This is a genomic window from Aphanothece sacrum FPU1 (genome assembly GCF_003864295.1).
Taxonomy (GTDB): domain Bacteria; phylum Cyanobacteriota; class Cyanobacteriia; order Cyanobacteriales; family Microcystaceae; genus Aphanothece_B; species Aphanothece_B sacrum.
In genome coordinates, this window is record NZ_BDQK01000006.1 from 87,035 (window position 1) to 101,659 (window position 14,625).

Genomic DNA, 14,625 nt, shown 5'->3' on the forward strand with positions numbered 1-14,625 from the left:
AATTTGATGGCTGTGCCGTTAATTTTTTGAGTTGCCTAACTGATTATATCCTGTTGTGACACTAATTTATCTTTAGCGATCCTATTTAATTTGTGAGAAAATAGAATCTCACAGGCAAGATACGGCCTGTCACTTCTCACAAATGATTGAGGACTGTTATATGTTATCAAATTCTATTAAATCTTGGTTTGCTAATAGAAATTTAGTTATTGCAACGATGCACAAAAAAGAACAAGTGATTATGCCTTTAGTTGAGGCTGAATTAGGAGTTAATTGTATCACTATACCTGATTTTAATACCGATCAATTTGGGACATTTACCAGGGATATTAATCGCAGAGGAACCCAAATTGAAGCGGCCAGAAAAAAAGCACAAACTGCCTTAGAAATTACCGGAGAAACTTTAGCGATCGCTAGTGAAGGCAGTTTTATGTCTCATCCTGCTTTTCCCTTTGTTTCTTGCGATCGAGAAATTGTCTTATTACTCGATCAAAAACATGATTTAGAAATAATTGGTCAAGAAATTTCAACTGAAACTAACCATACTCATCAATCAATTAAAACTTTAGATGAAGCTTTAAACTTTGCAGAAAAAACAAAATTTCCTGACCATGGATTAGTTGTAATGTTAAGTCCTAAATCTATTGATAAAAATTATATTTATAAAGGAATAAATACTGAAAATAAATTAATTGAAACCGTAGAAAAATGTCTTAAACAGTCGAATAATGGGACAATTCATATAGAAACAGATATGCGGGCAATGTTTAACCCTACTCGCATGAAAGTTATTGAGAAAGCAACCCAAAATTTAATCAAAACAATTTATCAACAATGTCCTCAATGTTATTATCCTGGATTTGATGTTATCAAACGTCAATCAGGCTTACCCTGTGGCTTATGTGGGTTGGCAACTGATTCAATTTTACTTGATATTTATCAATGTCAACAATGTAATTTCTCCCAAGAAAAAAAATTTCCCACAGGAATAGAAACCGCCGATCCTTCTCAATGTCAATATTGTAATCCCTAAGGGAAAATAAATACCGTTCGTGAGGTATTTATATAGGGGCAATTCATGAATTGCCCCTAGGGATCTTACCTTTGTTTATGTTGATCTAACATTCCGACACTAGAAAATCCCCCATAAGACATATTAGCTTTCGGGGCTTTTTGAATATCTTCTTTAATTTGATCAAGATCAATGTATCGATCAGCTACATTAATTAGACTATCACTGGTCATAGAACGTAAGCTAACTACTTCGATTCTGGCCCCTCGATAACTGACTGAATCAGCCGCATAAGCCAAATCTCCATCTCCACTGACAATTACAGCCGTATCATAAGCACCGACTAAAGCCATTAAGTCTACGGCGATTTCTACATCTAAATTAGCTTTTTTGGAACCATCGGGCAATTGTACAAGATCCTTGGCAATCACTCGATAACCATTGCGTCGCATCCACAATAAAAAGCCTTGTTGTTTCTCGTTGCTGCGGTCTACTCCAGTATAAAAGAAAGCTCTGAGTAAACGAGATCCACCCGTTAAACGATATAGTAGTTTCGTATAGTCAATTTCGATCCCTAATTGTAAAGCTGCATAAAATAGGTTCGATCCATCAATAAAAATAGCTACCCGGCCCCGATTTTCTAGGACTTGTTCGGCAGTAAAAATCGAATCGTCTTCAAAATCTTCAAACATATCTCTAATTCCTCGTTGATTTTCGTAAAAGGAGGCTTTGTGAAATGGATTTGTTATGTCGGGTTTGTATTTCATGGGAATTAAGTAAGGTAAAGGTACGGGGAATAAAACGTCTGTCGTCTTTTGGCGAAATTTAGCTGGTTTCTTCCGCAGGAAGTTCCAATTTCGCAAAAACTGGTTGGGGATTGGGCAAGACTCTATTGGCGGCTAAAATTCCCCACTGAGTATGTTGTTTAAACGGGACGATTTGATTCACCTGATCTGCTTGGTTAAAATCTACTAAAAATCCTAGTTGTTCGTAGATACGGCTACTTAAATTGGGAATAATGGGAGATAGCAAGTAAGCTGATAAGCGAACTGATTCTAGCACGGCATATAAAATCCCTTCCACTTGAGCTTGTTGTCCTTGTTTAAACAAACTCCAGGGTGCTTGTTCATCAATAAATTTATTGCTGGCCCGAATCAATGCTAGAATTTCCTCGCATCCTTGGTTAAAGCGCAAGGTCTCATAGCTATGGATGATGCGCTCGCTTAAGTCTAACCCAATGGCTTTTAGGGGATGCTCTAAGGGTAAGTTTTCCCCAGTGATTTGGGGGCCTTCTCCCTGACAGTATTTTTTAATCATACCTAAGGTTCGGTTGAGTAAATTCCCTAAATCATTGGCTAAATCAGCATTCAGCACGTTCACAAATCGGGTTTCGTTAAAGTCTCCATCCCGTCCACAGTCAATCTCTTTTAGGAAATAATAGCGGATAGCATCTGATCCATAACGTTCAATTAAATCAAATGGATTTAATGTATTCCCTAAACTTTTACTCATTTTTTGCCCATCTTTCGTCAGAAACCCATGACTAAAAATTCGTTGTGGTAAGGAAACCCTTGCTGACATTAACATGGCTGGCCAGTAGACGGCGTGAAACCGTAAAATATCTTTACCAATTAAATGTAAATTGATGGGCCACCATTGAGATAAAGCGTTATCTAATGTGGCTTCTTGTTCCGGTTCCAAAAGGGCCGTAATATACCCTAATAGGGCATCAAACCACACATAAATGGTATGTTTAGGATCGTTGGGGATGGGAAATCCCCACTCTACATTAATACGAGATATGGAAAAATCTTGCAACCCTCCTTTGATAAAATTAAGGATTTCATTCCGACGACTTTCTGGTTCGAGAAACCCAGGATTTTTTTGATACAAATCCTCTAATTTCTCTTGATACTGAGACAGCCTAAAAAAATAATTTTCTTCGTCACGCCACTCAGCTTGTTTATTAGGATGAAGGGGACAACATCCATTTTCTAAGAGTTCCCGTTTTTCTTTAAATTCTTCACAAGCAACACAATACCATCCCTGTTGTTGTGCTAAATAAATGTCTCCCTGTTCCCAGACTCGTTGATAAAATTCTTTAACGATCGCTTCATGACGAGGGGCAGTCGTTCGACTAAACCTATCATATTTAATGTTAAGTTTATCCCAGAGTTCATCAAAACGAGTTACAATTCGATCACAATGCTCTTGGGGCGTGACTCCCTTCTCTTGGGCGGTTCTTTCAATTTTCTGGCCATGTTCATCGGTTCCTGTGATTAACAACACTGATTTACCTTTTAGCCGCTCAAAACGGGCAATAACATCGGCTATCATGGTAGTATAGCCGCTCCCAATATGTGGCACGTCGTTAACGTAATACAGGGGTGTTGTTAAAGAGAATTTTTGCGGGTTTGTCTTATCTAAGGTCATTTAACCAATCTATCGGATTCAAATTATACGGATCAAATTAACAGCATTTATTTAATTATCTAGACTCTGATCCCAGACTCTAACTTATTTTCATTGTAGCTGTTTTCTTTATCTGTATTCTTTTATTTCTAACTTATTTTGGATAATTCTATCAATAAAATTATCCTTAAGAGTGTAACTTGGCTCACATTTGAGCAATTATTAAGTTTCATGAGAAAATAACCATAATTAACGGATCTTCTGGTATTTAGATTGGCTTAAGTATGTTGATTAAGTAGGTAGACAAAATTAATTACACAAAATTTCGTAGGAACGGGTTTTTTACATAAATCCATGATTTTCACCAAAAAACTAGATAAACCCGCCCCCTATTACTCAACCATTATGACTATATCAAAACCCGCGCCGGAGGCTGTGCAATTAATTTTGCGCGGGGTACTTATGTGAGTAAGTTAGGCAAAATGAGATATTTTGGGATAATATAAACAGTAATTGCTAGTTTCTACCATTTCAACACCGAATTCCTAATGATTGATCAAACCCCTATTAGGTTACTTGCACCACAACTAATTAAAAAAGATTTACCTTTATTAATTTATTTACCGGGAATGGATGGAACCGGAGAATTATTCTACAAACAAATTAAATTTTTATCTCCATTTTTTTCTATTTATTGTTTATCAATTTCCCGTTATAATCGCAGTAATTGGCATCAATTAACTGAAGAAATGATTAAATTAATCGAAAAAGAAATTAAAGAAAATAATTTAGACAAAGGTGTTTATTTATGTGGAGAATCTTTTGGAGGATGTTTGGCGATAAAAGTAGCTTTAGCTGCTCCTAAATTAGTTGAAAAAATGATTTTAATTAATCCTGCTTCATCCTTTAATAAACGTCCTTGGCTAAGTTTAGGTGTGGAGTTAACTCAATGGATACCTGATTTTGTCCATCAGAATTCAACTCTAGGGTTTTTACCTTTTTTAGCAGCATTAAATAGAATCGAAAGACCAGATAGACAAGCCTTATTAAAAGCCATGCAATCTGTACCTAAAGAAATTGTCAGTTGGCGAATTTCCTTGCTTAGAGATTTTCAAGTCGAGCAAGAAGAATTAAAATCTTTAACTCAACCGATTTTAACCATAGCTAGTCATAAAGATCAATTATTACCATCTGTAGAAGAAGGACAAGAATTAGTAAGTTATTTTGTCAGGGGAAACTTGACAATTTTGCCCCATAGTGGTCATGCTTGCTTATTAGAAACCGAGGTAAATTTAGGGAAAATGTTACATAAACATGATTTTTTACCAACACAAATGAATTATGAATTATGAATTATAAATTATAAATTATGAATTTCAATCCTTTAAGGGATTTCTGCCTTCTGCCTAGCAGTGTTAAAATAAGTAGACGTAGACAAGCCCATGTTAATTAAATTATGAATTATAAATTATAAATTATGAATTTCAATCCTTTAAGGGATTTCTGCCTTCTGCCTAGCAGTGTTAAAATAAGTAGACGTAGACAAGCCCATGTTAATTAAATTATGAATTATAAATTATAAATTATGAATTTCAATCCTTTAAGGGATTTCTGCCTTCTGCCTAGCAGTGTTAAAATAAGTAGACGTAGACAAGCCCATGTTAATTAAATTATGAATTATAAATTATAAATTATGAATTTCAATCCTTTAAGGGATTTCTGCCTTCTGCCTAGCAGTGCTAAAATAAGTAGACGTAGACAAGCCCATGTTAATTAAATTATGAATTATAAATTATAAATTATGAATTTCAATCCTTTAAGGGATTTCTGCCTTCTGCCTAGCAGTGCTAAAATAAGTAGACGTAGACAAGCCCATGTTAATTAAATTATGAATTATAAATTATAAATTATGAATTTCAATCCTTTAAGGGATTTCTGCCTTCTGCCTAGCAGTGCTAAAATAAGTAGACGTAGACAAGCCCATGTTAATTAAATTATGAATTATAAATTATAAATTATGAATTTCAATCCTTTAAGGGATTTCTGCCTTCTGCCTAGCAGTGCTAAAATAAGTAGACGTAGACAAGCCCATGTTAATTAAATTATGAATTATAAATTATAAATTATGAATTTCAATCCTTTAAGGGATTTCTGCCTTCTGCCTAGCAGTGTTAAAATAAGTAGACGTAGACAAGCCCATGTTAATTAAATTATGAATTATAAATTATGAATTATGAATTTCAATCCTTTAAGGGATTTCTGTCTTCTGCCTAGCAGTGTTAAAATAAGTAGACGTAGACAAGCCCATGTTAATTAAATTATGAATTATAAATTATGAATTATGAATTTCAATCCTTTAAGGGATTTCTGTCTTCTGCCTAGCAGTGTTAAAATAAGTAGACGTAGACAAGCCCATGTTAATTAAATTATGAATTATAAATTATGAATTATGAATTTCAATCCTTTAAGGGATTTCTGTCTTCTGCCTAGCAGTGTTAAAATAAGTAGACGTAGACAAGCCCATGTTAATTAAATTATGAATTATAAATTATGAATTATGAATTTCAATCCTTTAAGGGATTTCTGTCTTCTGCCTAGCAGTGTTAAAATAAGTAGACGTAGACAAGCCCATGTTAATTAAATAAGGGCAACTGGACAATCTAGAGGTAAAATTAATAATAAAAAATACCTATGCTTAAAACTCTATTTGGCGATCCCAATACCCGTAAAGTTAAGAAATTCCAACCTATCGTAGCAGATATCAATGCGATCGAGGAAGATATTAAGATATTATCTGATGCACAACTCAAGCATAAGACGGTCGAATTTAGAGAAGCTTTAGACAAAGCCAGAAACGACGACGAATTAAACGATATTTTAGACGAAATTCTCCCGGAAGCGTTCGCTGTAGTCAGAGAAGCAGGTATACGCGTCTTAGGTATGCGACATTTTGATGTACAGTTACTAGGTGGAATGGTACTCCATAAAGGGCAAATTGCGGAAATGAAAACAGGGGAAGGAAAAACCCTGGTAGCAACCCTTCCCGCTTATCTCAATGGTTTAACCTCAAAAGGAGTCCATATCGTCACCGTTAACGACTATTTGGCCCGTCGGGACGCAGAATGGATGGGACAAGTTCATCGTTTCTTAGGGTTAACAGTAGGACTGATTCAGTCAGGAATGAACCCGGATGAACGTAAAAAAAATTATGCTTGTGACATCACTTATACCACTAACAGTGAATTAGGATTTGACTATTTAAGGGATAATATGGCCACGGCTATGGCTGAAGTGGTACAACGTCCCTTTAACTACTGTATTATTGACGAAGTAGACTCAATTCTAATTGACGAAGCCCGTACCCCTCTCATTATCTCAGGACAAGTAGAACGACCCACAGAAAAATATCTCAAAGCTGCCGAAATAGGCAGAAAATTGATAAAACAAGAAAGTGAAGACGAACCACAAGATTATGAAGTTGATGAAAAAGCCCGTAACGTTTTAATGACTGATAAAGGCTTTGAAAAAGCAGAACAATTATTAAAAGTTGAAGACTTATATGATCAAGAAAATCCTTGGGCCCACTATATCTTTAATGCCATAAAAGCTAAAGAATTATTCGTTAAAGATGTCAATTATATTGTTCGTAATAAGGAAGTTGTTATTGTTGATGAATTTACCGGACGGGTACTCCCCGGAAGACGGTGGAGTGATGGACTTCATCAGGCCATAGAAGCTAAAGAAGGAGTTCCTATTCAACGCGAAACCCAAACTTTAGCTACCATTACTTATCAAAATTTCTTTCTGTTGTACCCTAAACTATCGGGAATGACCGGAACGGCTAAAACTGAAGAAACAGAACTTGAAAAAGTTTACAACCTCCAAGTAACAATTATTCCGACAAACCGACCCTCCAAACGTTATGATTGTGCGGATGTGGTCTACAAAACAGAAAACGCTAAGTGGCAAGCGATCGCCTCAGATGTGGAACAAGAACATATCGTAGGTCGTCCCATTCTCGTAGGAACTACCAGTGTAGAAAAATCAGAAGTTCTCTCAAAATTGCTTAAAGAACGAAATATCCCCCATAATCTTCTTAATGCCCGTCCCGAAAACGTGGAACGCGAATCAGAAATTGTGGCCCAAGCGGGACGCAAAGGGGCCGTTACTATTGCCACAAACATGGCAGGACGAGGAACAGATATTATTTTAGGAGGTAACGCAGATTATATGTCCCGTCTGAAAATTCGGGAATTTCTGATGCCTCAAATTGCTATGCCTGAAGATGATAATCTCATGGCAGGAATGGAAGGAAATGGGGGATCTCGTCGTCCTCAAGGGTTTGGCAAAGAAACTACTAAAAAGAAAAACTGGCGGCCCTCGGATATGAATATCTTTCCGACTCAGTTAAAGGCCGAAACAGAAACTAAGCTAAAAGAGGCAGTTAAAGTTGCTGTGGAAGAATATGGACAACAAAGTTTATCTGAACTAGAAGCAGAAGAAAAAATTGCGATCGCGGCGGAAAATGCCCCTACTGATGATCCTGCAATTGCCAAATTACGGGAAATTTATAAGCAAATTCGTCAAGAATATGAAGTCGTTACGAAAACAGAACACGCTGAAGTAGTGGAATTAGGTGGTTTATATGTGACCGGAACAGAACGCCACGAATCTCGACGTATTGACAACCAATTACGAGGAAGGGCAGGAAGACAAGGAGATCCAGGGTCTACTCGCTTCTTTTTGAGTTTAGAAGACAATCTATTACGGATTTTTGGTGGAGATCGCGTGGCCGGTCTAATGAATGCTTTCCGGGTTGAAGAAGATATGCCTATTGAATCATCAATGTTGACTCGTTCTCTAGAAGGGGCCCAGAAAAAAGTCGAAACGTTTTATTATGACACCCGTAAACAGGTGTTTGAATATGATGAAGTGATGAATAATCAACGTCGGGCCATTTATGCAGAACGTCGTCGGGTACTTGAAGGGTTAGATCTCAAAGAACAGGTACTTCAATATGCAGAAAAGACGATGGATGAAATTGTCGATGCTTATGTAAACCCGGAGTTACCCCCTGAAGAATGGGATGTAGGAAACTTGGTTAATAAGGTGAAGGAATTTGTTTATCTGTTGCAAGATATCACGGCCAAAGATATGGATGATATGACGGTTAGTGAGATGAAAATCTTTCTCCATGAAGAAGTTCGTAAGGCCTATGATATCAAAGAAAATGAGGTAGATAGGGTACGACCCGGACTAATGCGAGAAGCAGAAAGATTCTTTATTCTCCAACAAATTGATACCCTTTGGCGTGAACATCTTCAGTCAATGGATGCCTTACGGGAGTCTATTGGGTTACGAGGATATGGACAAAAAGATCCTTTGATTGAATATAAACAAGAGGGTTACGAAATGTTCTTAGAAATGATGATCGATATCCGTCGTAATGTGGTTTATTCCTTGTTCCAATTCCAACCTCAAGGACAACCTCAAACCGTCTAGGATTGAACGCACCCCATCTAAATCAAAGATTATAGATGGGGATTTATTGCTCTCCCGTACCTGTGGTGATAAGTAAAGCTTATAATTCCTAGGGTGGGTTAGACTATGAATTATGAATTATAAATTATAAATTGGGATTTTATAGACCCAATACAATATTGCTCGGTTAAGCTGCAAAACATTCTGGAGATGGGGGGTGTGGGAGGTGTGGGAGGTGTGGGGAGCAATCTTGCAATAGTCAGGTTTTTATCTTCCCCTTCTTCCCCTTCTTGTCCCCCTTCCCACCCTTCCCACCCTTCCCTATCCCTGCCTCAACCGACTTTTTTTGTTAACCGAGCAGTATTGGGGAGCAATCCTTTAGTCCTCGGTTTGCGGTATAACACGGAATAATTTGATATAATAAGACAGTTGATTTGAGGAAGTCAAAATACCTAAGTATGTCAAGCCAAGAGAAGCAGCAGCTATCCTTGGAGTTCATATCAGAACTTTATCCAAGTGGGAACAAGAAAGCAAAATACAAGCAATCAAAACTCCATCAGGACAAAGACGATACGATATTGAGTCCTACCAAGGAAAATTTATTTCATCAGCTAGAAATACCGTTATTTACGCCCGTGTCAGTAGTAGAGGACAACAAGAAGATCTCGCTCGTCAAGTCAAAGCAATCAAAGAAAGATATCCAAGCGCAGAAATTGTTAGCGAGATCGCAGGAGGACTCAACTTCAAAAGAAAAAAACTTCTTGCCTTATTGGAACGAGTTATGTCAGGAACTATCGGAACAATTGTTGTCGCTCACAAAGACAGATTGGCAAGATTTGGGTTCGATTGGCTTAACTGGTTCTGTCAGCAATTTGACTGTACAATCGTGGTTCTCAACGAGACAAACCTTTCTCCAGAAGCAGAAATGGTTGAAGACATCCTTGCTATCCTCCACTGCTTCTCAAGCAGATTGTATGGACTCAGAAAATATAAAACTCAGATCAAGAAAGATCAAGATTTACCCCACTCCAGAACTCAAAATAATGTGGAATAAATGGGCAGCTGCTTGTCGATATTGTTTCAATCAAGCTATTGCTTATCAGAAAAAAAACGGCAGGATGGGTAAAACTAAATTAAGGAATATTATCATGCAGTCAAACCTACCTGAGTGGGTAAAAGAAACACCATGTCATATAAGACAGAATGCTATTTTTGATGCTCACCAGGCTTACACCGCGAGTAAAGATTGTAAGTTTAGAAATTGCCATGCCCCTCGACAAACTATTAAGTTTAATAACAGTAATTTTGCTCAGGGAAAATGGTATCCGAACGTAACAAAAGGGTTAGAGTTTGAATCGTCGGAACCTATCCCCTTAAAAAATGCTTACGCAACCCAGTTAATCAAAAGTAAGTCGGGTGAATGGTTTGCCGTCTTTTTAAACTCCGTTGAGCAAGCCGAAAACTCAAACAATAATATAATTAGTTTAGATCCTGGTGTTAGAACATTTTTAACTGGGTTTGATGGGCAACGGTTTATTGAGATTGGGCAAAAGGATATTGGGAAAATCAATCGACTCTGTTCTTACCTAGATGATTTAATGAGTCGAACAAGCCAATCAAAAGGGCATCAAAAAGCGATTAGGAGAAAAGCCGCTAGTAAATTACGAACTCGGATTAAAAACCTAGTTGATGAATGCCATAAGCAAACAGCAAATTATCTAACTAAAAACTACGGGATGATCTTATTACCAACTTTTGAAACGTCAAAAATGACCAAAAAGAATAAACGAAAAATAAGAACAAAAACCGCCCGTCAGATGTTAACTTGGTCACATTATCGATTTAAGCAAGTATTAAAAGACAAAGCTGAGTTGAATGGCAGTAAAGTTATTGATGTAACTGAAGAATTCACCAGCAAAACTTGTACGAAGTGTGGTCATGTACATCAAAAACTAGGCGGTTCAAAAATCTTTAAATGCCCTGAATGTGGACATACCTTAAATCGAGACTTTAATGGTGCTTTGGGAATCATGCTCAAAGCTTTGTCGGATACGACCTTTACCATTGTCAAAGATGGTAATGCTATTGTTGCACAATACAGTGATATACCGTGTTGTACCGCATAAATGTATCAGTCACCGATGCCCCAATACTGTTAATCTGACAAGATATTGTTAGATACTAACAGGTTTTTAGTAGGTGGTCTAAGATGGCTAATAATTCTCTCTCAAAACTTACTTGGGCCCGGTTTGTTTTGCCACCTAAATAACAGCGATCGCCTTCTTGTAAGACCCAAATTTGGGAATGAGAAACATAACTCATGATCACTCCTGCCATTAATAAAGCAAACCCGGTATAAACAAAGGGAATACCTGGATCTGCTTTAATTTGCAGTCCAGTACTACCAATTAATTCGTGAATTTTTAACCTTACGCCATTAATTTCAACGGCCATACCAGGACGAATGGCACTGTAGAGATTGCCCTTATTATCATAAACTATCATGGTTCCTTGTAAGTCTTTGGCTAAGAGAGAAACCCCCTCACTTAAATCGGGTTTTGTGGGAATCCAAGTTCCCCATATTTTCCCTTGTCCATTAGTGTTTAAAGGGGCAATAGGAATCTGAAGAATAGGACTATTATTAATTTGAACTTTAACGGCATAAATTGACCAATCTGTTTGATAAAAGGTCACACCTTTATACCGTAAAGGTTGATTAACATAAATAGTTTTTCTGTCTAATTCTTGTCCTTGATTATTAATTACAGATAGATCAGAATAAAATTGGTCAATATTGCCATTAGGAGTATAATCAATCCAAAATCTGTTAACTTTAATTCCCCAATCTGTAGGGATTTGAGCGGTAGATAAGGGGCCAGCTTCGATAATATTTTTTACCTGAAAAGCAGCACCACTAGGAATCATTTCTTGAGCTAAAAATCCGGTTAATGCTCCCCAAATTGATCCCCCTAAAATCATTAACATAGAAGCATGGACTATAATGGGGCCAATTTTCCCAATGATTCCTTTACGGGCATAAAGACTATTGTTTTCTTGAAAAATTTTATAACCTCGCTTTTCTAGGAGAGGAGCAATAGAAGATAATGTATTAATATCTAATTGGGTGCTTAATGCTAATTTTTCAAATTGACGAGGTTGCTGATAAAAAGCCCATCGTCTAGCGGCTTTTAATGCCGGAAATTGACGGTTAAAGGTACAAGCGGTTAAACTACTTCCTAATAAAACTAATAAAGATAAAAACCACCATGTACTATATACATGGTTTAAGCCAACTAATAAAATTACTTTCCAGGTTAAAAAGCCAAATAAAGCGGGGGATTCAGGATAGTTTTTTTGATAAAATGGTAGAGTTTCTGCTTGTTCAATGACCGTTCCACTAATACTAAATAAGGCAATAATTAATAAGAGAATAATAGCTAAACGTAAATCAGAAATTATTTTTACTAGATAGCGAAATGCTTGTCGCCACAAAGATAAAAAATCTGTTGGGGTTGATGAATCCGAAGCTGTCATAAATCTAAAATTTAATCTTTCAGGATTTTTGAGTCTAATTTCTATTATATCGCATTAAGAACTCAGCCATTAAGCCGATGTAGGGGTCAACGGCCGTCATTGGTGTCAACTTAGTTCCAAATGCCAACAGGCTAAAGTCTGTGGCTATACAAACAAAGCCCGACGAGCGCGGACTTTTATTAACATTAGCCTCTCCCGTACCTGTGGTAATAAGTAAAGCTTATAAATTATAAATTATAAATTATAAATTGGGATTTTATAGACCCAATATCGTAAACAATCAAAGTCATTAAAGTTGCATCAGTCCTAGTTTAGGCTTTATTTTGTTTATTATTTTTGCCAAGTTTACACTTGAAGAAAGAACCGAAACCAAAAGCAGCACCAGCACCAAGCATGGTTAAAGGTTCAGGAACCCATTAATGTAGGATTGGACATCGTACAATCGTTGTCCAGCTTCATTTTTAATGCTTTTGATTTTTCCTTCGTCGGCATATTTTCTTAATGTATTGGGATGAAAACCCAAAATTTCAACAGCTTTTCGTAATGGAACAAACATTCGCTGATTTGTTAGCGTTTGTTAGTTAATGTTAGCAAAATGGTAGCTAGTTGTCAACCTCATAATCAGATTGGAAGGTTGCTGTATATCCTGCTAATTGTAAGTCAGGATGCAAGTATAATGTGGCATCGTATGGAATGGTCAATCTTGAGCCAGGTTCTAGAATATATTTATAGGGATTGTCACCTGGTTCTTCTTGGTAAGAGATATTTCCGTAAAATATATTTGATTGGTAATCAGACTGAAAACCTAAAACTAAGTCGCCGTTTATTTCAAATATGCCAAAATTGTCACCAGGAAATAAATAATCGAACTCCTGTTTTATTATAGTAGAAAAGTTTCCTAACTGCGTGGCATCGACGGCAAAACCTTGTGGATTAAAATAGTAAGTGTTATCGGTCTCTTCGTTACCAAAAGCGAAGATGCGATCAGCAATATTGCCATTTCCATTATAGATAGTCAATACATCTGACACACCACCTCTAGACAAAGCACAGTCAAGATCAACTGCACAAAATATATCATCTGGCCTCGAAAATCCATTAACATCAAGAGCGAAAGTGAATGGTGGAGACAGAGCAACTGCTGGGGAATAAGCTAATGCGATCGCCGTGATTCCTAAGATGGAGGATTGTAGGAAAATTGAGGTTTTGTTCATCGTTTTTCTATAAATTAGTATTATTTAACTAATTTCCCTAAACATTACTTTAACTATAAAAATGTCGTGTTAGAGTGAGGAGCAAAATGGAATAAAACGGAGTTAGGGGAACTAGAGGTAAAGTCCCCCTTAATAAGGGGGATTTAGGGTGATCTTAAATTTAGGCTTTATTTTGTTTATTATTTTTGCCGAGTTTACGCTTGAAGAAAGAACCGAAACCAAGAGCAGCACCAGCACCAAGCATGGTTAAAGGTTCAGGAACCGTATCAGATTGGAAGGATGCGATGTATCCATCCAATTGTAAGTCAGGATGCAAGTAGAATGTAGCATCGTAATACTGGGTCAATGCTTTAGAATCTGGACCACCCTCTAGAATATAACCATAGGGATTGGAACCTGGTTCTTCATAGTAAACTATAGATCCGGTGGGAGGAATGTTTGCTTGGGGATCTGAGATAAAACCTAAAGCCAAGGCCCCATTTATTGAGAATATTCCGAAATTGTCACTCCATGAACCGTTTGGTTCTAACAGAGTAGTATTGTCTCCTACCTCGTCGGGATTGACTGCAACTACTGCTGGATCAAAATAGTAAATGTTATCGGCTTCTTCGTTACCAAAAGCGAATATGCGATCAAAAATAGTTCCATTTGGATTAAGGATGATGAATACATCCGACACACCACCTCTTTTCGTAGCACAATCAAAATCAACTGCACAAGCTGCATCATCTGGCCTTGAAAATCCCTTCAAATCCAATGCGTTAGCAGGCAGGGAAGCGAGGGTCATTAAAGCAGGAACCATCAGTCCTACTGAGAGTAGCCAGGATTTTTGAAATATTGAAGTCTTGTTCATTCTTTCCTCTTAAGATTAATCGTTGTTTAAAAACGCTTACGGAATGATTTAGCTTCCTCCGCGAGAAGCCCCACGCCATACCCTTGGGTTAGGGTCGGAACCCTCACGGGGTGACAACA

12 protein-coding genes are annotated in these 14,625 nt (G+C 37.1%); 5 read left to right on the forward strand and 7 right to left on the reverse strand.

Features of this window, described 5'->3' with window-relative positions:
• Positions 1–160 precede the first annotated feature (160 nt).
• The gene (locus tag AsFPU1_RS08075; protein ID WP_124975014.1) at positions 161–1,033 is read left to right on the forward strand and encodes a DUF6671 family protein; all 873 of its coding nucleotides are present in this window, start codon (positions 161–163) and stop codon (positions 1,031–1,033) included.
• A 65-nt stretch (positions 1,034–1,098) separates the two neighbouring features.
• Here AsFPU1_RS08075 and AsFPU1_RS08080 read toward each other — a convergent pair whose 3' ends face one another.
• Both AsFPU1_RS08080 and metG read right to left on the reverse strand, forming a co-directional pair.
• Positions 1,099–1,704, reverse strand: a complete 606-nt coding sequence (locus AsFPU1_RS08080) for a LabA-like NYN domain-containing protein (protein ID WP_227873520.1) — start codon at positions 1,702–1,704, stop codon at positions 1,099–1,101.
• A 133-nt stretch (positions 1,705–1,837) separates the two neighbouring features.
• On the reverse strand, positions 1,838–3,445 hold the full coding sequence (gene metG / locus AsFPU1_RS08085) for a methionine--tRNA ligase (protein ID WP_124975022.1): 1,608 nt from the start codon (positions 3,443–3,445) through the stop codon (positions 1,838–1,840).
• A gap of 527 nt (positions 3,446–3,972) precedes the next feature.
• On the opposite strand from metG, the gene AsFPU1_RS08090 reads away from it, so the two are divergent.
• From AsFPU1_RS08090 to AsFPU1_RS08100, 4 genes are all read left to right on the forward strand, one after another.
• Positions 3,973–4,776 (forward strand): alpha/beta fold hydrolase, encoded by an 804-nt coding sequence (locus AsFPU1_RS08090; protein WP_172957504.1) that lies wholly within the window; start codon positions 3,973–3,975, stop codon positions 4,774–4,776.
• Between the two features lie 1,339 nt (positions 4,777–6,115).
• Positions 6,116–8,926, forward strand: a complete 2,811-nt coding sequence (gene secA, locus AsFPU1_RS08095; protein WP_124975024.1) for a preprotein translocase subunit SecA — start codon at positions 6,116–6,118, stop codon at positions 8,924–8,926.
• 427 nt (positions 8,927–9,353) lie between these two features.
• On the forward strand, positions 9,354–9,959 hold the full coding sequence (locus AsFPU1_RS23020) for an IS607 family transposase (protein WP_227873526.1): 606 nt from the start codon (positions 9,354–9,356) through the stop codon (positions 9,957–9,959).
• The gene (locus AsFPU1_RS08100; protein WP_265415802.1) at positions 9,949–11,031 is read left to right on the forward strand and encodes an RNA-guided endonuclease InsQ/TnpB family protein; all 1,083 of its coding nucleotides are present in this window, start codon (positions 9,949–9,951) and stop codon (positions 11,029–11,031) included. The genes AsFPU1_RS23020 and AsFPU1_RS08100 overlap by 11 nt, the downstream gene beginning before the upstream one ends.
• A 55-nt stretch (positions 11,032–11,086) precedes the next feature.
• On the opposite strand, the gene AsFPU1_RS08105 is transcribed toward AsFPU1_RS08100, so the two are convergent.
• The 5 genes from AsFPU1_RS08105 to AsFPU1_RS23025 form a co-directional block, all read right to left on the reverse strand.
• On the reverse strand, positions 11,087–12,439 hold the full coding sequence (locus AsFPU1_RS08105) for a cytochrome c biogenesis protein (protein ID WP_124975029.1): 1,353 nt from the start codon (positions 12,437–12,439) through the stop codon (positions 11,087–11,089).
• A 311-nt stretch (positions 12,440–12,750) separates the two neighbouring features.
• Positions 12,751–12,834 (reverse strand): PEP-CTERM sorting domain-containing protein, encoded by an 84-nt coding sequence (locus AsFPU1_RS08110; RefSeq protein WP_124975105.1) that lies wholly within the window; start codon positions 12,832–12,834, stop codon positions 12,751–12,753.
• A gap of 2 nt (positions 12,835–12,836) precedes the next feature.
• Entirely contained in the window at positions 12,837–12,995 is a 159-nt protein-coding gene (locus AsFPU1_RS08115; protein WP_227873521.1) for a MerR family DNA-binding transcriptional regulator, read from the reverse strand.
• 46 nt (positions 12,996–13,041) lie between these two features.
• Complete coding sequence (locus AsFPU1_RS08120; protein WP_124975031.1) at positions 13,042–13,653, reverse strand: hypothetical protein; 612 nt, start codon at positions 13,651–13,653, stop codon at positions 13,042–13,044.
• Between the two features lie 160 nt (positions 13,654–13,813).
• Complete coding sequence (locus tag AsFPU1_RS23025) at positions 13,814–14,506, reverse strand: PEP-CTERM sorting domain-containing protein (protein ID WP_227873522.1); 693 nt, start codon at positions 14,504–14,506, stop codon at positions 13,814–13,816.
• Positions 14,507–14,625 lie beyond the last annotated feature (119 nt).